Here is a 22,901-nt window from a genome sequence, read left to right as displayed (position 1 = left end):
ATGCTCGCCGGAAACAACCTTTGCCAGTCCATATTTGCATGACACCCGTGAAGTCCGGTAGCGCGTATGGTGTGGGCATGGAGTTTGACCGGAGGTTCAATCCCAGCGAGTTTGATCCGCATGCGGCGGCGGATGAAAGGCTCCGCAATCTGCCCTATGGCCCGATGGCACTGGTTGCAGACTCAATGTGGACCCGTGCCCCGATTCCGGGCTTTGTGGAGGAACTGCTCGGCGGCAGACTTGTGTATTCCTCCGTGGCCTTCAGTTACGTTCCAGCTTCGTCCCTCGAGCGGACAGACGCAGACGGCCGAAGGGACCTGTTCGCGTACAAACCTGACGAGTCGATGCTCTGGGAAGCCGTACGCACGAGTTGGAAGCCGGTAACGCACGAACTGGACGTGCGTGAGGAACTCGTCGATCACGTAGCCCATATCCTCCGCAACCGGTTCATGGAGGCGCCAGGCGCCGCGACCACGAGGCAGGTGCAGGCCGCGTCCATCGAAGTCGATGCGAGGGAGTTTCCGGCGCTCGAGCTCCACGGCGACGGCCGGGTGTACGGGATCGGCGCAAAGATCGGCGATGTGGTGCTAACAGCTGTCATCCCTCGCGACGCTGTGGCACACGGAGATTTGCGGTTCGCCGGCCTCGCTGGTCCCCGGACATTGAGCCCCTGATCAAACGCACCCGTGGCGCGGGATGAGATAACTACCCCGCGCCACGAATCCGGATCTTCAGGAGAAGCGGACGTTCTCCTGCGGGTTGCCGCTCCAGCACATTCCGCCTGCGGTCGTCATCACGTAGGAACCGTTGTTCACTCGCGCGAAGCCGTTGCCGTAGTGACTTGCCGACACAGCCCGAGTGGGATACCAATATCCGTTTGTCGCTCCATGGTCAAGGTTGAAGTCTTGATCGATGCCACCCTCCGAATGGACATAGACACCCCACTTCCCGTACAGCACGTCGTACTTGATGTTGTAGCCAGTGGTCATCTCGGTGTTGTTCACCATCACATACGAGGAGCCGCAGTCACCCCAGACGGTCGCGAAGGTGGTCACCTGCCCGGGCTCTGCGGATCCGGGCGCAGTGTCGGTGGGGTCGGGCACGAAGCTCGACGGCGTGCCGATCGGCACGCTGTACTCTCGTCCGTTCGGGAGCGTCCGGATCTCATAGCCGTTGGCGGCGGCAATCTCCGGATCGAAACCGACCAGATTCATCGGCGCAGTCTGGATATCGGTCATATCTTGCGGGGTCGGGGCCTTCGGTTGTGCGTTGGCGGCGGCGGGCATCAATACCGCCGAGCACAGTGCGATTGCTGCCAGCCCAATGGCTGCCCGTGAACGTAGCTTCATGCGAGAGTCCTTTCGGAAGAGGCTTTCCCTGCCGCAGCGGCAGCGACGCCAGGTGTAGGGATGGTTCGACGCATCCCTAGTTGTGAGCCGATTGTGTCCCCTCGCTCTCGGAACCAGGAAGCAGTGATTCCTTACAGGTGAAAGCGAAGTTTGTCATTCACGCCAATTTGGTTGTGCGATCCGAACAGCGCCTCTGGGCCCGGTCCACGAGCCCAGCGCGCCCGGCGCCGGACGCACGGCATAGTCTTCCTGGCGAATCTGCCGCCCCGGCCGGTGCCGCTCCTAGACCATCTTCGCGATGAGAGCACCGCCAAGGCGATCTACGGTCTCTACAACCTCTAGCCGTCACTGCATACCTTCTGCGATCGATCGACACTCGGTCGAGTTGGCCCGAACGGCTGAGGCAGCTCGTTGAGAAATTTCCGACTACGCCCACATTCTCGATCGAAACCATGGGCATGCAACCCGGTTGGGATCTGCTCGATCTCTGGGACGCGTAGGCCAAAGTCGGGCCAGTCACGCCTCAGGCCTGACGGCGGCTGTCGACTAGTGAGAGATGCGGTGGTTCAGTTCGGTGTCCCAGATGGGGATCGTTTTGTGAGACACCAGGCGACCACTGATGCGAACCGTCACATCGCAGTGTCGGTCGTCTCGCATAGGCTGTTTGTTAGAAGTCTCATTTGAGGTACTCTATATGAGACGACATCGGAACGATCATAGGAGAGAGTGATGACTGAGGACCAGACAGAGGCTCCCTCAGCCACAACCGGGCTCAGCCCGCGGGCTGAACGAGCGATCGTCCGTACCTTCAACAGCCTCACCAACAGCTACGCGACCGTCCCGGAGTACATCGCGCATTACTTCCCCGGCTCAGACGTCTGGCGAGGCGATGCGTGCGGCTGCACTGATGACCGGTGCACCGGCTACCACCATGAGGGGCCCGCCTGTGGGTGCCTTGACGTGCAGCTGGACGAGTTCCACGACGACCTCGCTGTTGCGCACCGCATGCGCGACTGGCTCGCGCAGCAGCAGGATCAGGCGGTCGCGCTCAGCGCCCTTGGAGAGCTCCACGAGTGGAGCCGCGATATCGCCGGCGCACGCGGCCTCGATTTTCGACTGGACGCTACCCAGCGGGCCGCGCTCGACGGGCTGTTTGCGAGCGCGTCGTACCTGGAAGTGGACGACTACGCGCGCGCCGTGAACCGGCTCGGCGTCGACGTGCTGCAGCAGCGCAGCTGACGTGCGGGAGGCGCTCTGATGGACTTCGGCTATTCGCGAGTCTCGACGGTCGGGCAAGACCTCGAGCTGCAACGGGAGTTCCTGCTTAGTGAGGGCGTCCCCGACGACCGGATCTTCTTCGATCATGGGTTCACCGGGAAGAACCTGGAGCGGGCAGGCTTGCAGACCGTCCTCGCCGTGGTGCGCGAGGGCGACAAGCTGATCGTGCCGAAGATGGACCGGTTCGCTCGCAACGCGGAAGAGACGTTGCGTGTGCTGCGCGAGTTGACCGACCGTGGTGTCACCTTTCAGTTCAACCGGACCGTGTACGACCCGGGCGACCCGTTCAGCAAGCTCTTCCTGACCTTCCTGGCCGCCCTCGCGGAAGCCGAGGGTGGATGGATCAGCCTGCGCACCCAGGAAGCAATGGCTAAGCCGAGTGTGCGCGCGAAGCTGAAGGGCCGGCAGCCCAGCTTCACCCCGAAGCAAGACGCCGCGATCGCGCGCCACCTGGACGAAGGCGTGTTCTCGGCAGCCGAGATTGCCGTGATGTTCAAGACATCACGAGCTACGGTCTACCGTGCGGCAGCACGCCACCAGCAACGCATTGGACCCGCGGCGCCGACGCCCGGGCGACCAGTCCTCTAGGTAGGGGCGGCGCAACCGCTGACGTCTAATCCACTGATTTAGAGTCTGAAACCCCGCGGCCACGTGTACGCGGGTTTTGGAGATGCAAGCTCGCTCGATGATCTGGGGCGCGAGGCGTTCGAGAGACGTCACCACCTGGTGGTCGCCCGGACGCAGCCCCTCGTTGTTCGAAGTGAAGACTGCGGCCGTCGCACCAGGGCTCCCATCAGGGCGTCGTCACTCCGCGGCACGCTCGGCTCCTACGGCTTCGGTCTCTGAGCCAGCGCCAATGCGGCCGCCCTGCAGTTTCCGCCGAAAGCTTTGAGCCAAGGAATGAGACCCCAGATGGAGTTCGCATCCGTGGGGTGGCTTGTCGCCCGTGGAAATCCGAAGCTCCCGGGCGACAAGCCAGCCACTACGACCACGGTGGAATGTAGAAACCCCAGCGTCCAGAGGGTAGTTGTTGACAAGGAAGCACGCTCGTGTATCCCCACTGGAAATACTGATTGCGGACCGACTGGCAACTCGCCTGGGTCGTTCCACCATCGATTAGTCGGAATGACGTAGCAGCAGATGCCGGCGTCGATGCCAAGAAAGCTGACGCGAATATTGTCGCTCCGATCGCCACCGACATGATCCGTCTCTTCATAACAACCTCTCTGAATGCCGGTGAGTGGGGGCACGCGATCCTCGCGTGTCGCTCCCGGGCTTCAGACCAGTATTAGTCGATACGGAAGGCGCGGTTTCGGATTGTTACAACGGGTCTGGTGAAGAAAGAACGCCTCCGTCGCAGGCTTCGTCCAGTTGACCAATAGTCCAAATGAGTGAATTGATGCTCTCGTCGATGTGGGAGGGTGCGCCCTCGATGGAATCCTTCCCCTCCTCGACCAGGGACTCCACTGCGACTCGGACTTTCGCTAGCGCTTCCTGCTCGGGCGAATTGGCCTGGTCGAGGTCAATGTGAGACACCGCTTCGCTGAGTTCGGCGAGGTTCGTCGAGATCTGTTCGGGATCTGAGGCATCAAGTCCGTTCCGCAGGGCCGCGCTGATGGCCTTGACAGTATCCGCACCCGCCGTGCATACGGAGTCGGGCGCCGGCGCGGCTGAACATGCTGCGAGGAGAGCGCCGAAAGTCAGGATGGCTCCGGTTCCGAAGAGCCGTGAGGCATGCCCCGGATGGCGCGTAGCGTCGCGCATCATTTCTTGGGCAGCGCCGTGGTGCGCTGCCCTGCTCGCGTTCGTAGTGCCCACACAAGAACCCAGACGGCCACGACCAGGATCGCCACGCAGACCGCTGCAACCGTCGCGGGGCCTTCGGTGCCCAGGTACGGCAACGTCCAGTTTTCAAGCTCTGGTCGGTTCGCGAACTCTTCCATGTTCTTACGTGCGATGATCTCGACGGTGATCACGTACGACGCCCACGCTGCAACAGCCACGGTCGCTGCCGCGACCACCCAGATCCACCAGCGCTTCATAACATCATCCTCTCGACCAGCCATTCGCTCTGCCCTAGTATCCGTCAGGAGTTGCGGGGCCGCCGCGAAATGACGCGCATACTCGGCATCGACGCTGCGCGGAGCCTGGCAGTGATCGGCATGATCACGCTCCACACACTCCCGCAGTCCACTATCGCGACCTTGCCCATCCTCGATGCGACGATCAGCGATCAGCGTCCGCAGCTTCTATTTGCGCTACTCGATGGCATATCGCTGGGGATCCTCTCCATGAGTAGCGAATCTGCCGCAAGTCGATCGGCCGCCCGCCGTTCCATAAGCATCCGCGCCGTACTACTCATCGCCCTCGGTCTGATCCTGACACTGTGGGGGACCGGGGTGATCGTCATCCTCGACTACTACGGCTTCTTCTTCTTGCTGACCCTCCCGATGCTGTTCGTTTCGAGAGGCGTCCTGCTTGGCACCAGCGTGGGCCTTGCAATCCTCGGGCCGTTCCTTGTGACTGCGTTCATCGGCTTGATAGACGGAGTCACCATACCCACGGTCCTCCAGCTGATCGCCACCTGGTCGTTCGTCGGCCAATACCCGGCGGCGATCTGGATGGCCTACATCCTCTTCGGACTTTGGATGCAACGCAGCGGGCTGCTGACGCCACGAAAAACCCTCCCCCTTGCCCTCGCGGCCTTCGTCATCGCCATCGGAACAGCGGTGGCTGCCCCGATGGTCGTCACATACACACCAGAGTTGTCAATCGCTATCACCGGGATCAGCGCGGGCGCCATGGGAGCAGCCCTAATATGGGTGCTCATTGCCGCTCTGAAACAAGTCACCGGGGCGAGCCGAAGGGTTGCAGTGCTTGCGATAAGTATTGGTAGCATGCCGCTTTCGGTGTACGTGCTGCACGTGCTGCTTATATCACTGATCGTGGAAGCTTCAGGAATCGCTGGCCTTCAAGGTTGGACATCTTTCGTCTTCGTCCTTCTTGCATGTGTACTATTCGCCGTCGTGTGGAGGTGGTTTTTCGTGCGAGGACCGATTGAACAGTTTGCTCGGTGGATGACGTCACAAACCGAGAAGCTTCCTGTTACCTTCTCCAGATGAGATCATCACTCCTCCGAAAAACGCCCGCTGTCCTCGCTTCGGCAACGCTTGGCCTGGCACTATTGCTCGGGCCGGTCGCCCCGGCAACCGCAGCAGTGACAATTGCTCCGGCGACGTTTAACCCCGACGCGTGCGTCGTCAAGCTTGGTTGGAACAACACCTTCAAGTACATCAACGGCGTGAAATACCAGCGGTATGGCGCGTTCAATGGGGTCAATCAGTGTCCGCGCGAAGAGTGGCGGATCCCTGGTAGCGGTGGCGGAGGAATGTAGCAGACCGCGACTGCTGCGATAGCGAAGGCACCCTGGTGATCCGTGGGTCACCAGGGTGCCTTCGTTGTTGAGCGCGTCGATGAGATCGACAAGCAGCTTGCTGAGCTACCGGCGGTCGAGCAATGAGCGGTCACGGGCCACGGGAACCTCCCGCCGCACTCCGCCCGATCAGCGGCGATGGTGCGATCAGCGGTTGCGGCCACGGAAACGCCGGTTGAGCGCCGTGGGCGATTGCAGCTCTAGCTGGATCATCAGTTCCGTACCCCCGTCGAGGGTGGACGCGAAGTCACGCTGGATCACCGTCCCGGAGCCGAGTTGCCCAGGCAGGGTGACGGTGTCTCCCGTGGCGGGAACGTGCTCTGTCTCGGTTCGGTGAAGTTCACCCACGAGGAGCGCCCAGAAAACGACTGTGACCCCAGGCATGGCGCCACTGTACGCGCGTCCTGACGCGACACGACGGGCGTCTTCATCTGGTTTATAAGCGCGAGCCGTTGCCGTTGCCGGTGCCCTTGCCCCAGTCTCCGGCCGAGCCGCCGGCATGCCTGTGCGCGCTCACAAACGCGTTATGGACGGCTGGGCATGCATCGCGGAGCATCGTCGACCAGCCGAGCACATCGCCACGCCGCTTTTGGTACCGCAACTCGGCGCCGTTCACTACTCGCCGCAGCTCGATGCGGCCGTTACTCCAGGCCCATCGGATCGACCATCCGCCAGACGCCGGTCGTGCCCTCCATGGCGGCCATGATCGGCTGCCAGTCGACCATGCCGGTTCCTTCCTCCGGGCGGTATGGGAGTGTCAGTCAACCGAAATCGGACATAATCGCGACTATCGGGCCCGACGCCTGTGGTGCTTAGTCGGCCGGGGGAGTGGCAGCCGCTCGGAGTGGCAGCCGCTCGGAGTGGCGGCGCGAGGTGTGCTGCACCAGCCGTGCGATGCACGCTTGGGTAGGGTGCCGGGATGGGCCTAGAAGAGGACATCCGCCGGGATTTGAAGCGCCAAGGGCACTCGGAGCTGCGGACGACGGATGAGGCTTTCGCGGGTGAATGGCGTGCCGCAGCGAGGGCTGCGGCTCGAGCTCTTGGGCGTCCGGTCGAGACTATGCGAGCGGGCGTGGTCGTTATCGCGCAGCTAAAGGACTGGCCGGCGAACGAGCTTGAGAAGCAGCTTGAGTCCGAACAAATGAACAACGCAATGCGAGCAACAGCAAAGCGGTTCGGCTGGCTCGACGTCGGACTGTAGGGGGCAGCTGCGGTGATGAGCCGACGTCCCACGCCACCAGAACTGCGCGACTGGATCGAGATCGTCGTCGACGACAACGGCGAAGACCTGCTGCACTACTTGCAGCGCCGCACCCTCAACCCCGAAGACGCCGCCGATCTTCTAGGCAAGATCTTGCTCACGCTGTGGGAGCACGCCGCCAAGGTACCTGCGGTCGGGGAGGATGCGCGGATGTGGTGCTTCGGCGTCGCCCGCAATGTGCTGCGCAACTACCGTCGACGTGGCGTCGCTCAGCTCGCTCTCGCAGACACGCTGAGAGCTGAGCTGCTCGAGCGCACTCCGGTCGACACGCCAGACGTCATCATCGAGACGAAGCTGAGGGCCCAGGAGGTACGCGACGCTCTATATGCGCTCGACGGGCGTTCTCGTGAACTGCTGATTCTGGTCCAGTGGGATGGGTTCAGCATCGCGCAGGCAGCCCGCGTCATGGGTCTCAACCCATCGAGCGCTCGCACCCGCTATTCCCGCGCGAAACAGCGGCTCACGGCTAAGCTCGCGCACCTTGGACCACCGGAAACGGGAGCTACCCATGTCCCACAGCCCACCAGGGGAGTGTGAGCTGTTCTCGCTAGCTGCGAGATCCGCACCTAGCGGAAGTTCGAGTGCTGTCCCGGCGGATTCTCGACCGGCGAGTTTGGGTACGCTGTGGCCATGACAAGCGGATCGGTGAGGATCAGCGTTGGGCTCACCGGCAGTCTTCTTGCGCCGGCGTCCCTGCTAGTGGCAGCTGCAGCGACGGTCGCATTCGCGTTTACCCCCATCGCGATCGCGGGGCCGAGCTATCTCTTCGGGTATGCGTTCGCTATCGGAGCGGCCGTGGCACTCATGGGACTCGCGATGTCCGTTTCCTCGATTGTCGACGGGAGGAACGCTTCGAAGGGCGCACGGCGACGTGGCGCCGCCATTGGGCTTGGGGTCGTCGGGGCCGTGCTCTGCAGCGGTTCGATCGTCACGCTCGTTGCGCTGTGGCTCTGGCTGCCCAGCGTTGGCGCGTACACCCCCTTTGGGTCGACTACGGGCTAGTCAAAACGCGGGGAGTGCTTCGTCGGCAGAGACTGACCGGCGATGGAGCGCAACCGCTTGATCCTCACTCGATGGGTCCCGATCCCGAAGTCGCGAGGTCACCACCTCGAGCTATCCGCCAGTGAAGCCCCAGGTCTCGATCGTGAAACCAGCCTCCTCGCAGGAATCGAAGACCGCAGAATATGCGGTGTCCCACTTGTCGGTTCCGATCGGCGTCGCGCCCATGCCCCCTGGTGCAATTGGTGGGAACTCGGTCTGCAGATTGGTGACGGCCTCACTCACCGAACCGGCGCCTGAAGTTGGCACTCGGTCGAGCACGCGCGTCGCCATTCGATACCAGTTCTGCTGCTCTTCAGTCGTCATCCTGCCCTGGAACACCGCCATGTCGGTGTTGAACGTGATCGCCGCGATGTCGCCGATTCCCGCGCAAGTTTCCTTGTCGGTGACAGCGACGCGCTCGGGTTCCGTCGGGGTCGGCGCGCTCCCGATGGCGGGGTCGTCGGCCGCGCCGCAACCAGTGAGCGTCAGCGCACTTGCAAGGACAATGGCTCCGACCACAGCGCGCGAGTCCCGAAGCGCCGACGCGCGCGACAAATCAGCCAGGAAGCGCTTCCGTCGGGAGTGTGTCACTGTCATCTCGCTGTGTCCGTTCGACGAGTTTGCGGAATCGACGCGCTGGGCGTCGGAACTCTCTGTGAGACTACCGACCTCGAGCCCGGCGAGACCAACGCAGCGCGGTGGTGGCGGGCAGGATTCGCCACTAACGGAACCTCCGAGCGACCCAGCTTTTGTTTCAGAACTCTCGCCCGCTTCTCAGGCGTGACCACTGGAGAGTCGACACACTGTAAGCGTGACCGATTTCGAGGAACTTCTCGTCGCCGAGGCGACGCCAGCGCCTCGAATCACCAGGCAGAAAGTGCTGCTCTGCTCCGCCTGTATCGCTCTTCTCGTTTGCGTCCCCCTGGCGATGTTCAGTGCGGTCGCGGCCGAGTCGTCGACGACTCTGCTGTTGATCGGAAATGTCACCGGTTTCCAGATCGCGCTCGTTTCTGGCATGGTCGCGGTCGTTGCCTTCGGGGTCCTGCTGTGGAACGCATCGTCCAGCAACTGGTGGTTGATCGTCGCGATCCCCAGCACCGTGGGAGCGGGCCTGCTGCTGATCCTCGCCCTTCTCGTGCTCCCCGCCACTGCAACCAAGGTGATTCCTATCCAGGTCGCCGGTTGCTCGACGGGGTACGTTGCGATCGAGCGGTTTGCGGGCGTCGGCAACTTCGTGGGCGTCCGTGACGGCATCCATACGATCAAGGTGCACGAGTATTGGGCTGACGACTATGGCATGCCGTTCTCCAGCGGCACAGCCTCGGTCCGCGCCGCCGGCGATGAACTCGACATCGCATACCCTGGCGGTCCCGGGTTCACCGTGCCGATCCTGGCAGCATCAACCTGCAATCCCGGTGCGGCCGCGAACGAAGGAGTGATACTGCGCCCCGTCAACATGAGTTGACATAAGGTTCATTATCAGCGGGTCAGAATAAGTCGTCTGACCAGGCATATCAGTGGGTCGACGGGTCTCGAAGGCATCGATGCACCGTCTGGCCCATTGAGGTCAGTCCGCAAGCCTCTGTTGCCGCATGAAATCTGCGATCGCGAGCGCAGAGCGGTGCTCGAGGATAAGAAGAGTGTTGTTGTCGTAGGCGCGGTCAAAATGCGTATCCTCAACCTCAATACTCATCTGTGCTCCGCAGTCAGTCCGCTCGATGGCTTGTCGAAGAACAATCGCGGCGGCCTCCTCCCGACTCGTCGCCATCACGGAGTAGACCTCTTCCACCACAGCAGCTGGCCGTGCACACAGCAGTCGTGCCCCGAACAGAGTGACACCGAGGCTGGGTTGTAAGCCGGCCGCAACATCCTGGGTAGCCACCGAAAACGGTCCTGGATATGCAGGCGGCGCCTCCAGGTTGTCGAGCGACACGACAAGGCGTGAGTCAACCGCTAGGGCCAGATACTCCAGCGCCTCGCTCTCGTCCGTCATGCGGATATGACGGGCGCTGACTCTTGCGGGACCCACCTGAGGAGGCGCGTCAAACGGGCAGTCATCCACCAGGAGGGCGGAAGGGAGCCCCGCTACGAGGTACGCGTCTGTAGCGCTGCGGCCGACGAGATTTGCGATGAACAACTGTTTGTAGCCCGTGCGGCCGCGGTTCGACACAGGCAGGACCAGACGCAGCGTCCGCCCGCCGGCGAACGTTCGGGCATCGAATCCCTGGGCTGCAACGACGCGTTCTGTCTTCCTTAGGGCCGAACCAGTAAGGCCTGTCATCGACAGCTCAGTCGTTGGCCGGGAGGGCAGGAACCGTACTTGACTCTGTAGGCACGGATGTGAAGATATTCGATTCGTCGCGCATTGTTGAAGCCCTTAACATTTTGAGCGACCCAGCTATATGTACAACTCTGGCTAAAGTACGCCGCACATGCGCGAAGCTGCGAGGTGGGCCTACTAGCTAGAGGCTTGGCGCTGGTGATGCCATACTTCCAGACTTCGCCTCCGACCACAGTGGAAATTCGGTACACGCTATAGCTCTGAGATTCTCGGTAACGGCTGCCGCTTGGTCGCGGAACGGCGACAGGTTCAACCCGAACTGCGCTGCGCACAATGTTCTGCACTGCGTAAACGGCCGCCGCTACGACGATCACAGCACCGGCCGCGGCCGCGACGCCCAGCCAGAATGTCGGGCTCAACAGCACTGCAGCGATGCCCGCCAAGACAACTTGAGCTGCCTGTCCGTCGAGGTCAGCGGCGCCGATGGGGTCGGTGGGCCAGACGTAGTCGTTGTCGACGCCTCCTTCGACCGGGTCGACTTGGAGGAATCGGCCGAGTGCAGGAACGTAAAGGCGCGCACCCATCTCGACCACCGCGGTGGGACCAACGGATTCGGCTGCCTTGAGTGCGCTTTGGTGCCAGCCGGTGTTGGTGTTTAGCTGGCCGCTGTCGTCGGCGGTGGTGGTGCCGATGGCGAGTGTGGCGGGGTCGAGTGGTTGACCGAACGGGTCCCACAGTTGTGTCGCACTGTTGGTGGTGCCCGTGCGAGTGAGGACGGTGTGTCCGAGCAGGTTGGGGATTGACAAGGTGAGGGTGGTGGTGCCCACCTTGGTCCATGACACGCCGCCCGGCAGGACCATGGTGCGGGTCATGGATGTGCCGACGACCTGCGCCCATGGCGTGTCCCCGGCACCGGCGTACATGTACTTGGTGGTGACAGCGGGGGCGGTTCCGGCGGGGTCGACGGTGCGGGAGCTAATCCGGCCCGTGACGTCACGGACGATGGCCACCGTGGAGCCGTCAGCGTAAGTGGTGCTGATGTGCCGGTTCGCGGCGTCGTAGCCGAAGGTCATGTCGGCCAGGCGCGTGACGTTCCCGCGCGCATCGTACGCAATATCTGCGGGGGCGACTCCGTCACTGACCGTGTTTGCACCGGCTGTGGGGTTGCTGACGTTGGTGCTCGTGAGCCGGTCGGCCCAGTCGTAGCAGTACTGCGTTGTCGTCGTCGCGTTCGGCATCGGCGCACCGGCCGGAGTGTAGACGTCGGTCATTCCGGTGCGGTTTCCGGAAGCTCCCGCGGCGGTGTTGACTCCACATCCCCCGCTGCTGGCGAAGGCATACGTGAGGTCATGTCCCGGTATTTTGGCGTTGACCAGCCGTCCTGCGGTGTCGTAACCGTAGGTTGCGGTGTGGGTGGTGGCGCCTCGTGTGAGGCTGTGTTGCACGATGCGGCCGGACTGTGATCTGGCCGCGTTGTCCATCACGGTTTCGGTGCCGACGGTCCATTGCTGTCCGATGGTGCGCAGCGCTTGGTCGCGGGTGATGGAGGCGAGGGTGGCTCCGCCGTTGTAGGTGACCGATTGCAGCAGTTGTTGCGCGTTGTAGGTGACCGCTGCCAGCACCACGGTGTTGAGCTTGTAGCTGAGCAGCTTGCCGTCCAGGTCGTACGTGAAGTATGCGGTGGACGGACTCTGCCCGGCGACCGCGGTCGCCGTGCTCGCGACGCGGCCAGTGGTCGGCTCGTATGTGGTGGTGCTGACTGTCCCCCATGCGTCCGTGCTGGATACGACTCTGCCGAGCAGGTCGGTGACAGTGGTAACGGTGCTGCCGTCACCCGCAGCGGGCTCTGTCCCGGAGAAGGTCTCCACCTTCAAGCCAGCGGCGATGGGTGTGTACCTGGTCGTTGCGGTCTGGAGGGCCGTCCCGGTGGGGCCCGCGATGGATTGGCTTGTGGTACGGCCCCGAATGTCGTAACCGGTGCATGACCACCCGGCATCGCCGGAGACCTTTGTGCCGGCGAGGCGCCCCCACAAGTCGTAGACGTATTCGGTGACGACCGCTCCGCCGGATGCGGGTGTGGGGCCGGTACTGGATTTCAGCGCCCCGAACTGCTTGGTGCTGGCGGGCACACAGTTCTGCCCGACAGGCGGGGTCTCTAGGTCGGTGTAGTAGGCGCTGGTCGTGACGGCCGTGGTGCCAGCGGGCATGGTGCGGGACTTGCGGCGCAGCCATGAGCCACTGTCGCCGGGCTGCTCGTAACTAATTCTGGTCTTCAGAGCGAGCCCGGTCGGGTCAACGGTGGATTCGGTGGCCTGGCCAAGCCACGGGTGCTGGTAAGTGAACGCGGCGGCCACGGACGGCGCGACTGCCCCCGCGGTGGTGGTGCTGTCGTCCGTGGTGGTAGTGCTGGTAAGCCCATAGTCGGGACGCAGCGCGGTGCCAGGGATCACGGTGTACGCGGCGTCAGTGGACTTCTTCCACTCCAGTTTCAGGGTGGCGCCGCCTGCCTGTTCGAAGTACTCGACGCGGACCCGGCGGGTTAGGTCGCCCGGGTCATTGACAACGATCGCGGGGCTTTGCGTGGCGGTGGGTGACTGTGGGACCCACCTGTCTATCTGGTTCACGTCATCCAGCCAGACGCGCACGCCATCGTCGCTGGTGGCCTGCAGAGTGTAAGTGCCGGTGCTGGGGAAGGTGAGCAGACCGGTCAACCGAAGCGACCAATTGTCTGCGGGGATCGGAGCACCCGGGCTTTCAGCCCAGAAGTCGTCGACGCGGCCATCAGGGTTGGCGGTTCCCAGCGCAAACTTCGCGGGCTTCCCGGACAGCGTCTGGTTACCGTAGTAGCTGGCTTGCAGGCCGACCAGGTTCGCGTCGTAGGTGGTGGCGGTGTGGGAGGGCATGATTCCGCACCCAGGTGCTTCGACCGGGTTCGCGACGGGGGTCCCCGCGGCGGTGAAGCAGGCCGCAGGGGCTGGCCCGTAGGAGTGGGTTGGGCGGTCGGTCTCCGCGTCGTAGACGCTGGTGGTGACGATGCCTGCCGAGGTGGTGGTGCGTAGCGGCAGGTCCTTCGTGGGATGCCAGGTCTGCTCGCTCCACACTCCCAGGGCGCTCGTAGTCCGCAATTGCCGCCACGTGCCGTCATAGGAGACTGTGGAAGTTGCCCCGGTCACAGCCGGGTTGGTGACCGTCGTGGACCCAGGCTGACCACCCTGTGCCGGGGTGTACGCGTACTCCTTCGTCAGACGGGCGCCGTTCTCCGATCCATCGGCGGCAGGAAGGGTGACCTCCTTGACCCTCCCGTTCTCGTATGTGAGGTCGATGGTGGGCGGAGCATATCCGGTGGGTTCGGGGAGGCTCAGCAGATAGTCGATTGTGGTGGAGTCGCGCAAGCTGGTGAGCTCGGTGCCTGTCCACCCGAACCAGGTCCGCTCCCCGCCCGGGTCCTCGATGATCCAGAGCTGCCCACCCGAGTAGTACAGCGTGGTCATCTTGTTGATGTCGGTGCCGGAGTCGGGGTACCTGATCTGGCACAGCATGCCCACGGGCGCCGGCTCGTAGACTGTGGGCAGAGCGGGGCAGGCGTTCAACTCCGCGTTCTGGTACACCAGCGTGACTTTGCGATCGTAGGTGGAGCCGTTCTTGGAGACCGGGTCGACGATCTCGGTGACCACACCATTGTTGTAGATCAGCTGCGGTGCGGCCGGTTTAAGCCCGTCCGCGACCGGCGTGGCGGACTCGAGCCTGCCGTTGCGGTCGAACTGGTAGACGGTCCCATCCTCTTCGGTGAGCACCACGCGACCGTCCCCATCCAAGGAGACGATGCCGTACTCCCCCGCCGGCGCGGTGTACCCGCCGGTGGACGTGCGGGTGTAAGTGTGCGTGCGGCCGGTGATGTCAGTGAGCACCACGGCGGACTGCTCCCGGGTTGCCAACGCCCAGTTCGACGCGGCGCCGGCGATCGGCACGGACGCTGCCCAGCCATCGGGAAGCACCGTGGGGGTGGTATACAACCACTCTTTGGGGACGATCTTGGCCGGCTCGGCATCGTTGACGTCGTCGACCAGCAACTCCACCATCGCGTCGCCCGCGTTCTCGTAGTACTCGAGCTGAATCGGAACCGTCGCGCCGGTCAGGGTCGTGTTCCCACTCCAGGATTCGGTGTGGACGTTCTGCCACTTGTCGATCAGCTTGCTGCCATTCACCGACAGCACCACGCCGTCATCGTGCCGGAGCCCGAACCGCCACCCGGTGGACTGGTGAGGCACCTTAATGAAGCCAACCCATTTGGCCATGAAGTAGTCGCTGGGGACGCCTGTCCCAGGCGACCCGCTCCCCCAGTTGAATCCGACGGTCTCGTCGGTACGCACCTGAAGAGGCTGCTTGCCGGCGAAGGCGTACCCGGCTGGCGCGGTCGGCGGGTTACCGAGGCTGTCCAGCCCGTTGTAGTACCAGCCCACCAGGCCCCGGTTGGTGTTTGCCGGCTGCTGGGAGTTGTAGCTGAAAGACATCCCCATCGGGCCACCCAACGTGCTCACCGTCGGTGACGAGAACGACAGGTTCGCGTTGCCGTTAGCAAGGTTCACCGTCACCGGTCCGGCGGTATCGAACGGGGAAGGGCCCGTCGCACCGAGCCGCAGGTCGACCTTGATCTTCTTCGACCAAGCCGGGTTGGCGTTCTTGTTCACCCCGTCGCTGGGTTGCACCACCCACGCGTACACTCCCCCGTCACGCAACACATTGGACGGGACCGCCCAGCGCACCTTCCCATCAGCACCGGCCGTGAGAGGGGCGGATGTGTAGACAGCACCGGACTTCCCGTCCATGCCGGTCGCGATCTTGAACTCGTACGTGATAGTCGCGCCCGCCGGGTTGTTGTCCGGATCGGTGACCGCGTCAACCTGCAACGTCGGCGTCAGCGTGGTGACAACCTCAGGCTGGTCGATGTTTCCTGGTGTCGCCGTCGCCACCGGCGGGGTTGGCGGGGCGAGGGTGGTGGTGAATGACCACACTCCGCTGAGCCGTTCGGTGGACTGTCCGAGCCAGCCGTGGTGGGCGTCTTGGATCCGGACCCGCCAGTAGTACTTCGTTCCCTGCTGCAGGATGCCTTCTGGCACGGTCGCGTTGGTCGCGGTGGTCCAACCGCCGGTCCACACCGGTGCGGACATGTTCGCGTTCGCGGATACCTCGATCAGGTAGTTCTTGATGTCGTAGTCGGGTGCGGACTCTGTGCCGTTCCATCGCAGCGTGGGGGTCGTTGAGGCGTTAGTGGTGCCGTTTACAGGTGTGCCGGTGCCGTTCTCGAGCCACACAGACGGCCAGCCCCAGTAGTCCACGTACAATTCGCTGTTGATCCGCTTGTGCGTGTAGGCGCTTCCCTCGGAGCCGCGGGTGATGAGCATCACACCGGTGTCGCCGGCGGCGAACTGTGTTGCGAGCAGCTGCGCCAGTGCGGTGTTGTTATTGCCCGCAGTCCACGCGTCGCCCGCGCCCAGATTGAAGCTGCCGATGTCTTGGCCCACACAGTTGTATTGGGTGTTGCAGGCTGCCCAGTTCACCCAGAGCGGGAGCGTGTCCGGGTTGCCTTCGCCGGCGTAGATGTATCGCAGCGACGCATTGCCAATGAACTGGCCGGGCGCTGCATCGTACGGGTAGCCGGTGATTGCGCGCCAGTACACGTTCGTGCCTGACTGACGGGTGTTGCCGGTGTGCCCTTGCCCGTTGTACACAACCCCGTCGGACTTGTAGGACTTAAGCCAATTCGCCCCGGTCGCCAAGGTTGGGTCGACGTAGACGGGAAAGACGCGCTCAGACGCTTCCAACCACTGCGAATCGATCGTCAGCGTGTACCGCCAATTCCCATCAGCGCCCTGCGTCAGCGCCGCGTTCGGGTTGATGGTGACGTCGGACGATTCCCCTTCAACGCCGGACGAATCCCACGCGATTGGCGTGGGGATCGCGACGATCGTCGCACCGGTGGCGTCGTTCAGCAGCACCGCGCCAGTCTCATCCAGCACCGGCGTCAATGTTCCCGGGTTGAGTTCCCAGGTCCACTCGGCAGCGCCTTCGGGAAGATCGCGGAGGATCAGCGTTTCCTTCACCTGGGTGGCTTCGATCTCATATTCGAGGTCGGTGTTCGGCTGCACGTTCGCGTACCGGACGCCATCCCGGTCGCCGGTGAGCTCTTTGCCGGCAGACCCGGCCAGACCGATCGGGGTAAGAGTGACCTCATGACCGGCGTCGGTGACCGCCACGGCCTCGTCGGCGTTCGCCTTCTCCGCGAACTGCGGTTCCAAAGGGTGATCCTGCACCTCGAAACCATCCGCCGTCGCGGTCACCTCCGTGGAGATGGGCACCCACCGGTTCTCGTCATTGAGGTAGTTCTCCGGCTCCGGCGAGACCCTACGCACTACCGACCCGTCATCGCGGCGGAAAATCGTCCACTGCTCGCCGCGGCGAACCGCCGTGAGATCATCCGTGTCCAGTTCGCTCTCGGTCGCTGCCTTGACCGGCATCCCCGTCGGATCCGCCGGCGGAAGCTCCACTGAAGCAGCATCCGGCACCACCACCAGCTTCGCGGCATCCCCCCCATCGGGCGGCGTTGCGTCTTCGCTCGCTTCAACCGGGAGCCCCAGCGCCTCCACCTGGGCGCCAGTCAACTCTCCGTTATCAGGCACCGGCAACGCCACCGGAGGGCGCAACGCCTCCACGCTCCCCCGTTCCGAGAGAACATCCGCGAGCGCAGGCGACACCGGTGTGACCACCAGCACCACCGCCACCAGAACCGCCAGGACAGCAGACCGGCTAAGTCGAGACATCGACGCCCTTCCCCAAACCAAGACGACGGTCGCCCCCACGGGTCCGTTGTCACTAGCCACGACCCTAAAGGGATAGCGGTCTCCCCAGAATCACAACTGTGTAACGCGTCGCCATACGCGCGCGCTTGACAGGTTCATTGTCGGAATAGGGCTATTCCTGACACCTCTACACACAGTTGGCAGAACAACTATCAACGTAGCCATCCTGTCCGCGCAGCGACGACCCGGAGTGTGGCGGCGGCCGGGGCACAGTTGTGGCGATGCGCCGCGAGCCATTACCATGGTGTACATAATCACGATCTTGGGCGAAACTTTGACCGACCAGATTCGTACAAAAAGTCTACACTTTCGGTATGGGAGAGGTGCGGCGCTACGACCTCATCGGCCCGAATCTTGAGCACGCGGCGAACATCGACGCGCGGCGACCGAAGCCGGTCGGGCTGACCGTCGACCAGGTGGAGAGCACCGGCCGGCGGCAGGAAGCACGCGAGCCCGTTCCGGTGACCGCATGGGTGCCGCACCGCGTCGTGTACGACGAGGCGCAGCTGATTGACGCTGAGGCGATCGCGTGGACGGAGGGCGCGGTCCTGATCCGATGGACGCCGCCGCACACCACGAGCCCGAGCCACCTCTGGGTCTACGCGGCCGCGGTTCGTCGCCGTTGATTTGAGTTAGCGGACGTCGGGGAACATGCCGGCGGGCGGTGCCGTGTACGGCAGCGGCTGGCCCTTCTCGTTGGTGTTGGGTCGGTCGGGGCCGCCTTCGCCGGCGGCGGCGAATGGGCCGTCGGCAGAGAGCAGGATGCTCATGTGGTGATCGGCGTGGTCGCGCCACCACACGCTCATGCCGGTCGCCGGATTTAGGCGCAGCTCTTCCCATGACCGCCAGAGCGCTTCGAGGCGGATCACCGCCTCGTCGTACTTCCACCAGTCCGCTGCCCACATGGTGCGCTGCCCGTCGACACGGCGACGGTAGGCGTTCACCAGGTACTCCCGCACGAACTCGTCGACGGAACCGTAGTACAGCGTGGGCTCATCGACGGGCTCCGGGTCGGCGTCGAGGGCCGCGAGCTCGTCGCTCACGGCGCGTGCGGCCGCGGTCGCGGCCTGCGCATGCAGCTCCTCGAGCACGGTCGGGTCTAGCGCCTCGTCGACGGCGCCCTGCATGGCGTCCCTCACCGCGGCGGTAACGGCCTTCTGCACCACCTGATGCAGCGCCGGACCGGCGACGGATCGCGCGAACTCCTGGATATCCACGCCGAGCAGCCGGCCGGGCTCCCCAGTCGCGGTGGACTCGTCGACGTCGAACGGCTCAGCCTCGATCCCGTTGCCCTCGTCGCCCCAGTCGCTCATGACGCGGCCTCCCGTTCGCTCTCGACGCGCTCCACAGCGCGCACCGACTCCTCAGCCTCCGTGATGGTCCGGCCCGCCTGCGGATCGTGCGCTGCGATCGAGGCCTTCACCTGGTCAGCGTGCTCCCCGGTCATCCACGGCAGCGTCCGGACCAGCGTCGGCCGGTTCCCGGACGACAACACCACGGCTCGTCCCTTGGGGAGGGCCGCGAGGTCTGCGACGTCGAGGATGCGTTCACGGTGGGGCTGCTGGCTGACGGTGCGGTGACCGCGCCCGGTCGAGACGGAGGACGCTTGCCGGTCGTAGTCGCCGATGAGCTTTGACAGACTGTCGAGGAACCCATCCTCTGAGACGCCGCCGCCGTAGACCTTCACATTGGACGCCGACCACAGCTTGCGCATGCCGGACTCGCCCCACACGTCGACGCCCTGCGACCAGGACTGCAGGATCGTCATGAGGATGATCCCGCGCGAGCCGTAGTGGCTGTACAGGTTCGGCAGCTCTCGCCAGCGGCACACGTTCGCGGCCTCGTCGAGCACGCCGACGAGCGGCACCGTCAGGCGGCCACCCGCCGAGCCGGCGGCTAGCTCCTCGGCGGCTTCCACAACCGCCACTGTGAGGGCGGTGACCAGAGGGCCGGCGGTCCCGCGCCCCTCCTTTGAGAGTGAGTACAGCGTGCCGCCCTCGCGTACGAACGCGGCAGGGTCGAAGTGCGGGCGCCGGTCCGCTCCCCTGCGGATTCACCCACGCCGCGACCTGCCGGTTGGTGAGGCACGACGCCATCTGCTGGGCGGTGCCATAGATGCCGCCGCGCTGCTTCTCAGGCGCGGTGACGACGCCGCGCACCTGGTCGGCGGTGAGGTTGAAGCCGTGCCGGCGTCGCGGGGCGAGATCACGTCGTCGGGAGGTGCTCCGGATGGGTCGGCAACCGCTCAACGAATCGCTCAAGCTCGGAGATGAGGTAGAGCGGCTTCGTCCCCGTGAAGTGTGGAGTCACATCCCCCAGCCGCACATGGTGACGGAGGCGCGACGGACTCAGGCCGACGATCGCGGCCGCTGTCACATGATCGACAGACACGAGAGTGCTGGGTAGTGGTTCAGCCATTGGCGGGACGGCCGACGTTAGACGTCATGCCGACCAGCCAACCGGCGGCGCGCGCCTTCTGGATCCAGTCCGAGGCGGTGCGTTCCGGCACCTCGAGTTCGAGTGCGATGAGCTTCACGGGCGGGAGGTCCGCGAGCGCTGCGGTGCCGTAGAGGATCTCGATCACTTCCCACCGCTCGTCCTTCATGCCGCGCTTGACGACGGCCTGCGCCATCCATGGTGGGATGATCCGGCCCTCGGTGGTGGTCAGGTCTGCGACCGTTGTCCACTTGGCGTCGGGGTTGTCATCCAGTTGCAGTGAGATGCAGTGGGGGATCGCGACTTGCAGGATCGCTTGCGGCGCCGCGTGCTTGAGGCGGTCCTCGTTGAAGTCCTCGGCGATTGCCCGGTTGAGGATCGTCGTGATGACGTATCTACCGCGGTCGGGGCTGTAGTGCGCCTCGATGGTGGTCTCGACGCCTGTCGTCTCGTCTGCCGCGGTGGCGACGAAACCGGGCGCGATGCGCAGGGCGGTCCCGACTGACTGCGTGGCGTCCTGGGACGTCATCGTCTTGCCGTCGAGTGTCTTCACGTCGACCTTCACCCCCTTAGTTTGCCTTACCGCTCCTGCGTTCCGCAGATTGCTCTTGACTGACTATACGACTTAGGCGTGTACTAATGTCAATGAAATTCTCAGATCCGCAACTTCGGCAGTTCGGAGGACTGACATGAGGGTCATCGTGATCGCGAATCAGAAGGGCGGTGTCGGCAAGACCACCGTCACGATGCAGCTGGGTGCGGCGTTGTCGCGCCGGCACCGGGTGCTGGTGGTGGATGTGGATCGGCAGCAGTCGACGGTGTGGTGGGCGGAGAACGTGCGGGATCGGCTGCCGTTCGACTTCGCCGGCAACCAGCACCCGAGCGTGCTCACCCGGCTCCGTGAGTTGCGGGTGGAGTACGACTTCGTGCTCGTGGATACCCCCGGCAACCTGGAAGACGCCCCGGTGCTGGAGACGGCGCTGAACGCGGCGGACTTCGTCGTGGTCCCGCTCACGCCGGAGCCGCTTGCGGTGGAGCCGACGCTGCGGACGATTCACCGGCTGGTCGAGCCCCGACAGTTGCGGCACGCGGTGCTGCTGAACCGGATCGACGCGCGTATCCCGTCGCAACTGGACACCTGGCGGGACCTGCTCGACACGACGTGGGGTGTGCCACGGTTCGCGGCGTACTTTCGGCAGTACAAGACGCAGGCCGACGCGCCGGTGCTGGGCGACCTGGTGACCACGCTCCGCGACAACCGCCGCACCACCGGCACCATCTCCGACGTCACCCGTGTCGGGTTGGAGATGACGCAGCAGTTCGCGCCAGCTCTGAGTGGGCGGTGGTGAGCATGGGCAGGGTCGACCTCGCCGGCAAGCTGGACGATGCCCGCGCCCGCGTCGAGGCGGAAACCCCTGTCGAGGACCGTGGGTTGGCGAAGTTCGCACGGCTCATCCGCAAGGACGCCCGGGTGCGGGCGGAGCAGGATGCCGCACTCACCGCGTTGGCGAAGACGCTGATGCGCCGCCGCCCGGCGAAGGCAGAGCGGATCACCGAGAACACCCTCATCCGCGTCGCCATCGACCTGCTGCTCGCGCACGCCGACGAGCTGCGGGGCTCCACCGAGGACGAGCTGCGCGACTCCGTCACTTCCGAACTGAGCGACTTCGGGACTTCCGCACTCCGCAACTCCGGCACACCGGAAGTGACAGACGACGGGAGTCTCGGGCTTCCGCGCTTCGAGAGGGCGGAACTGCCACAGTCCCGGACTACCGGTATCCCCGACTCCGGCGGCCCGGTTGCCGCGCACTCCGGTGATGTCGCCGTTCGGGAGCCGGGGAGGTCGGCTGCCGATGTGCGCGTCCTCGTCCTGGGAAGCGACCGATGAGCCGCGGCGACGATCAGCCCGACGCCCCCGAGGATGCGGAGTGGGACAGTGACGACGATCTCTGGGGTACGTACCGGGAGCTCGTCGCGGAACGGCGGCGGGAGAGGCGGCGCGCGTCTCGTGCGCGGCGTCGTGAGCGTGACCGTGAGAAGGAGCGGGAGCAGCGGCGGGCGTATCGGGAACGGCATCCGGAGCGTGTCGGGGAGGTGCAGCGGGCGTGGCGGGAACGCAATCCCGAGCATGTGCGCGCGTACCGTGCCGCGTACAACGCGGAGCACCGCGAGGAGGTGCGGGCGAAGAACCGCGAGTACATGCGCGGATACCAGGCCCGTCAGACGCAGGAGCGGCGGCGGCGGCAGGCGAAGCGGGCGGCGTCGAAGAAGTACTACGAGGCGCACAAGGCGGAGCACCACGAGTACACGCGGCAGTGGCGTGCCCGCAAGCTTGCCGAGGACCCGGTCGCGTATCGCGCGGCGCGGGGAGCGAGCCGGCGGCGTTGGTGGGACGCGCACAAGGACGAGTACAACGCGAAGCTCCGCGCCCGCCGGCAGGAGGACCCGGAGGTGCATCGTGCCGCGAACCGTGCCTACTACGCCACCCACGCGGAGCAACTGAAGGCGCAGAAACGCGCGTACTACGCGTCGCACAAGGAGGAGATCTTGGCACGCAACCGCGCCTGGAAGGAACGGGAGAAGCGACGTCTCGAGGCGGGTCTGCCGCCGCGCCGCCTCCACACCACCCCGGCGGCGGAGCGCCGCGCGAACGACGCCGCCGCGGACGACTTCTTCCGGCGGCCACGATCGCGGGAGGAGATCGCCGCGATCCGGCTCGCCCTCGCTGCGACCGTCGAGGGTCTGCTGCCGACTCCGGTGGAGTTGGTGGCCGCGTTCGAACGCGACAACAAGCGGGCACGCATCGAGCACGCCCTCGCCACCGACTTCAGCTACGCCGACCGGCGCCGCGTCTCCGAGGCACGCCGCCACCTCGCCGAGCAGCAGCGCGCCTCGCGGCTCGCAGAGCGCACCGCCCTCGAAGAAGCCCGCCTTGACGCGATCGGCAGACAGGTCAACGAACGTC

The 22,901-nt window shown here is 64.5% G+C and carries 22 protein-coding genes and 1 pseudogene; 13 read left to right on the top strand and 10 right to left on the bottom strand.

The annotated features are described in order from the left end of the window. Positions 1-77 precede the first annotated feature (77 nt). Positions 78-674: a hypothetical protein gene (locus tag ACI3KX_RS13015; RefSeq protein WP_404909989.1), complete on the top strand. Its 597-nt coding sequence runs from the start codon at positions 78-80 to the stop codon at positions 672-674. Between the two features lie 57 nt (positions 675-731). On the opposite strand, the gene ACI3KX_RS13010 is transcribed toward ACI3KX_RS13015, so the two are convergent. Further along, a complete protein-coding gene (locus tag ACI3KX_RS13010) occupies positions 732-1,349 on the bottom strand; it encodes a hypothetical protein (RefSeq protein WP_404909988.1) in 618 nt (205 codons plus the stop codon). Between the two features lie 729 nt (positions 1,350-2,078). Between ACI3KX_RS13010 and ACI3KX_RS13005 the strand changes: the two genes are divergently transcribed. Together ACI3KX_RS13005 and ACI3KX_RS13000 are read left to right on the top strand one after the other, a co-directional pair. Further along, the gene (locus tag ACI3KX_RS13005) at positions 2,079-2,588 is read left to right on the top strand and encodes a hypothetical protein (RefSeq protein ID WP_404909987.1); all 510 of its coding nucleotides are present in this window, start codon (positions 2,079-2,081) and stop codon (positions 2,586-2,588) included. An 18-nt stretch (positions 2,589-2,606) separates the two neighbouring features. Continuing rightward, positions 2,607-3,215 (top strand): recombinase family protein, encoded by a 609-nt coding sequence (locus ACI3KX_RS13000; RefSeq protein ID WP_404909986.1) that lies wholly within the window; start codon positions 2,607-2,609, stop codon positions 3,213-3,215. 732 nt (positions 3,216-3,947) lie between these two features. Here ACI3KX_RS13000 and ACI3KX_RS12995 read toward each other — a convergent pair. Together ACI3KX_RS12995 and ACI3KX_RS12990 are read right to left on the bottom strand one after the other, a co-directional pair. Beyond that, positions 3,948-4,391, bottom strand: a complete 444-nt coding sequence (locus ACI3KX_RS12995; RefSeq protein ID WP_404909985.1) for a hypothetical protein — start codon at positions 4,389-4,391, stop codon at positions 3,948-3,950. Continuing rightward, positions 4,391-4,669, bottom strand: a complete 279-nt coding sequence (locus tag ACI3KX_RS12990; RefSeq protein WP_404909984.1) for a hypothetical protein — start codon at positions 4,667-4,669, stop codon at positions 4,391-4,393. The genes ACI3KX_RS12995 and ACI3KX_RS12990 overlap by 1 nt, the downstream gene beginning before the upstream one ends. Positions 4,670-4,789: 120 nt before the next feature. Between ACI3KX_RS12990 and ACI3KX_RS12985 the strand changes: the two genes are divergently transcribed. After that, the gene (locus ACI3KX_RS12985) at positions 4,790-5,749 is read left to right on the top strand and encodes a DUF418 domain-containing protein (protein WP_404910008.1); all 960 of its coding nucleotides are present in this window, start codon (positions 4,790-4,792) and stop codon (positions 5,747-5,749) included. Beyond that, positions 5,746-6,021 (top strand): hypothetical protein, encoded by a 276-nt coding sequence (locus ACI3KX_RS12980; protein ID WP_404909983.1) that lies wholly within the window; start codon positions 5,746-5,748, stop codon positions 6,019-6,021. The genes ACI3KX_RS12985 and ACI3KX_RS12980 overlap by 4 nt, the downstream gene beginning before the upstream one ends. Positions 6,022-6,207: 186 nt before the next feature. Here ACI3KX_RS12980 and ACI3KX_RS12975 read toward each other — a convergent pair whose 3' ends face one another. Beyond that, the gene (locus ACI3KX_RS12975; RefSeq protein WP_404909982.1) at positions 6,208-6,444 is read right to left on the bottom strand and encodes a hypothetical protein; all 237 of its coding nucleotides are present in this window, start codon (positions 6,442-6,444) and stop codon (positions 6,208-6,210) included. A gap of 535 nt (positions 6,445-6,979) precedes the next feature. Between ACI3KX_RS12975 and ACI3KX_RS12970 the strand changes: the two genes are divergently transcribed. The 3 genes from ACI3KX_RS12970 (at position 6,980) to ACI3KX_RS12960 (ending at position 8,323) form a co-directional block, all read left to right on the top strand. Beyond that, a complete protein-coding gene (locus ACI3KX_RS12970; protein ID WP_404909981.1) occupies positions 6,980-7,261 on the top strand; it encodes a hypothetical protein in 282 nt (93 codons plus the stop codon). Positions 7,262-7,276: 15 nt separating this feature from the next. Beyond that, positions 7,277-7,858 (top strand): RNA polymerase sigma factor, encoded by a 582-nt coding sequence (locus tag ACI3KX_RS12965; RefSeq protein WP_404909980.1) that lies wholly within the window; start codon positions 7,277-7,279, stop codon positions 7,856-7,858. A gap of 93 nt (positions 7,859-7,951) precedes the next feature. Further along, positions 7,952-8,323: a hypothetical protein gene (locus ACI3KX_RS12960; RefSeq protein ID WP_404909979.1), complete on the top strand. Its 372-nt coding sequence runs from the start codon at positions 7,952-7,954 to the stop codon at positions 8,321-8,323. 111 nt (positions 8,324-8,434) lie between these two features. Here the strand turns inward: ACI3KX_RS12960 and ACI3KX_RS12955 are convergent, their stop codons facing one another. Next, entirely contained in the window at positions 8,435-8,953 is a 519-nt protein-coding gene (locus ACI3KX_RS12955; protein WP_404909978.1) for a hypothetical protein, read from the bottom strand. 220 nt (positions 8,954-9,173) lie between these two features. Here ACI3KX_RS12955 and ACI3KX_RS12950 point away from each other — a divergent pair, with 220 nt between their 5' ends. Further along, positions 9,174-9,827, top strand: coding sequence for a hypothetical protein (locus ACI3KX_RS12950; RefSeq protein ID WP_404909977.1), 654 nt, complete (start codon positions 9,174-9,176; stop codon positions 9,825-9,827). A 102-nt stretch (positions 9,828-9,929) separates the two neighbouring features. On the opposite strand, the gene ACI3KX_RS12945 is transcribed toward ACI3KX_RS12950, so the two are convergent. Both ACI3KX_RS12945 and ACI3KX_RS12940 read right to left on the bottom strand, forming a co-directional pair. Continuing rightward, the gene (locus tag ACI3KX_RS12945) at positions 9,930-10,643 is read right to left on the bottom strand and encodes a hypothetical protein (protein ID WP_404909976.1); all 714 of its coding nucleotides are present in this window, start codon (positions 10,641-10,643) and stop codon (positions 9,930-9,932) included. Then, complete coding sequence (locus tag ACI3KX_RS12940; RefSeq protein WP_404909975.1) at positions 10,640-17,422, bottom strand: PA14 domain-containing protein; 6,783 nt, start codon at positions 17,420-17,422, stop codon at positions 10,640-10,642. Before ACI3KX_RS12940 ends, ACI3KX_RS12945 begins: the two co-directional genes overlap by 4 nt. 392 nt (positions 17,423-17,814) lie before the next feature. On the opposite strand from ACI3KX_RS12940, the gene ACI3KX_RS12935 reads away from it, so the two are divergent. Then, positions 17,815-18,126, top strand: coding sequence for a hypothetical protein (locus ACI3KX_RS12935; protein ID WP_404909974.1), 312 nt, complete (start codon positions 17,815-17,817; stop codon positions 18,124-18,126). 6 nt (positions 18,127-18,132) lie between these two features. Here ACI3KX_RS12935 and ACI3KX_RS12930 read toward each other — a convergent pair whose 3' ends face one another. From ACI3KX_RS12930 to ACI3KX_RS12920, 3 genes and pseudogenes are all read right to left on the bottom strand, one after another. Beyond that, positions 18,133-18,813 (bottom strand): DUF4913 domain-containing protein, encoded by a 681-nt coding sequence (locus tag ACI3KX_RS12930; protein ID WP_404909973.1) that lies wholly within the window; start codon positions 18,811-18,813, stop codon positions 18,133-18,135. Next, positions 18,810-19,692, bottom strand: a pseudogene (locus ACI3KX_RS12925) (type IV secretory system conjugative DNA transfer family protein); the annotation flags it as partial. The gene ACI3KX_RS12930 and the pseudogene ACI3KX_RS12925, both read right to left, overlap by 4 nt. A gap of 218 nt (positions 19,693-19,910) precedes the next feature. After that, positions 19,911-20,501, bottom strand: coding sequence for a hypothetical protein (locus ACI3KX_RS12920; protein WP_363355820.1), 591 nt, complete (start codon positions 20,499-20,501; stop codon positions 19,911-19,913). Positions 20,502-20,637: 136 nt separating this feature from the next. On the opposite strand from ACI3KX_RS12920, the gene ACI3KX_RS12915 reads away from it, so the two are divergent. The 3 genes from ACI3KX_RS12915 to ACI3KX_RS12905 form a co-directional block, all read left to right on the top strand. Then, complete coding sequence (locus ACI3KX_RS12915) at positions 20,638-21,285, top strand: AAA family ATPase (protein WP_404909972.1); 648 nt, start codon at positions 20,638-20,640, stop codon at positions 21,283-21,285. Between the two features lie 2 nt (positions 21,286-21,287). Then, positions 21,288-21,824 (top strand): hypothetical protein, encoded by a 537-nt coding sequence (locus ACI3KX_RS12910; protein WP_404909971.1) that lies wholly within the window; start codon positions 21,288-21,290, stop codon positions 21,822-21,824. Continuing rightward, positions 21,821-22,901, top strand: a 1,081-nt coding sequence (locus ACI3KX_RS12905) for a hypothetical protein (protein WP_404909970.1), incomplete at its 3' end; no start/stop codon positions are given. The genes ACI3KX_RS12910 and ACI3KX_RS12905, both read left to right, overlap by 4 nt.

This window comes from Microbacterium sp. ZW CA_36 (genome assembly GCF_044987475.1).
Classification (GTDB): Bacteria; Actinomycetota; Actinomycetes; order Actinomycetales; family Microbacteriaceae; genus Microbacterium.
This window is presented reverse-complemented; position numbering and strand designations above follow the sequence as displayed.

Excerpts from the sequence above, each read along its gene's own strand:
- ACI3KX_RS12910 (WP_404909971.1), top strand. The coding sequence starts at position 21,288 with ATGGGCAGGGTCGACCTCGCCGGCAAGCTGGACGATGCCCGCGCCCGC.
- ACI3KX_RS12975 (WP_404909982.1), bottom strand. The coding sequence starts at position 6,444 with ATGCCTGGGGTCACAGTCGTTTTCTGGGCGCTCCTCGTGGGTGAACTT.
- ACI3KX_RS12980 (WP_404909983.1), top strand. The coding sequence starts at position 5,746 with ATGAGATCATCACTCCTCCGAAAAACGCCCGCTGTCCTCGCTTCGGCA.
- ACI3KX_RS12965 (WP_404909980.1), top strand. The coding sequence starts at position 7,277 with ATGAGCCGACGTCCCACGCCACCAGAACTGCGCGACTGGATCGAGATC.
- ACI3KX_RS13015 (WP_404909989.1), top strand. The coding sequence starts at position 78 with ATGGAGTTTGACCGGAGGTTCAATCCCAGCGAGTTTGATCCGCATGCG.
- ACI3KX_RS12995 (WP_404909985.1), bottom strand. The coding sequence starts at position 4,391 with ATGCGCGACGCTACGCGCCATCCGGGGCATGCCTCACGGCTCTTCGGA.
- ACI3KX_RS12970 (WP_404909981.1), top strand. The coding sequence starts at position 6,980 with ATGGGCCTAGAAGAGGACATCCGCCGGGATTTGAAGCGCCAAGGGCAC.
- ACI3KX_RS12960 (WP_404909979.1), top strand. The coding sequence starts at position 7,952 with ATGACAAGCGGATCGGTGAGGATCAGCGTTGGGCTCACCGGCAGTCTT.
- ACI3KX_RS13000 (WP_404909986.1), top strand. The coding sequence starts at position 2,607 with ATGGACTTCGGCTATTCGCGAGTCTCGACGGTCGGGCAAGACCTCGAG.
- ACI3KX_RS12930 (WP_404909973.1), bottom strand. The coding sequence starts at position 18,813 with ATGAGCGACTGGGGCGACGAGGGCAACGGGATCGAGGCTGAGCCGTTC.
- ACI3KX_RS13010 (WP_404909988.1), bottom strand. The coding sequence starts at position 1,349 with ATGAAGCTACGTTCACGGGCAGCCATTGGGCTGGCAGCAATCGCACTG.
- ACI3KX_RS12945 (WP_404909976.1), bottom strand. The coding sequence starts at position 10,643 with ATGACAGGCCTTACTGGTTCGGCCCTAAGGAAGACAGAACGCGTCGTT.
- ACI3KX_RS12990 (WP_404909984.1), bottom strand. The coding sequence starts at position 4,669 with ATGAAGCGCTGGTGGATCTGGGTGGTCGCGGCAGCGACCGTGGCTGTT.
- ACI3KX_RS12985 (WP_404910008.1), top strand. The coding sequence starts at position 4,790 with ATGATCACGCTCCACACACTCCCGCAGTCCACTATCGCGACCTTGCCC.
- ACI3KX_RS12935 (WP_404909974.1), top strand. The coding sequence starts at position 17,815 with ATGGGAGAGGTGCGGCGCTACGACCTCATCGGCCCGAATCTTGAGCAC.
- ACI3KX_RS13005 (WP_404909987.1), top strand. The coding sequence starts at position 2,079 with ATGACTGAGGACCAGACAGAGGCTCCCTCAGCCACAACCGGGCTCAGC.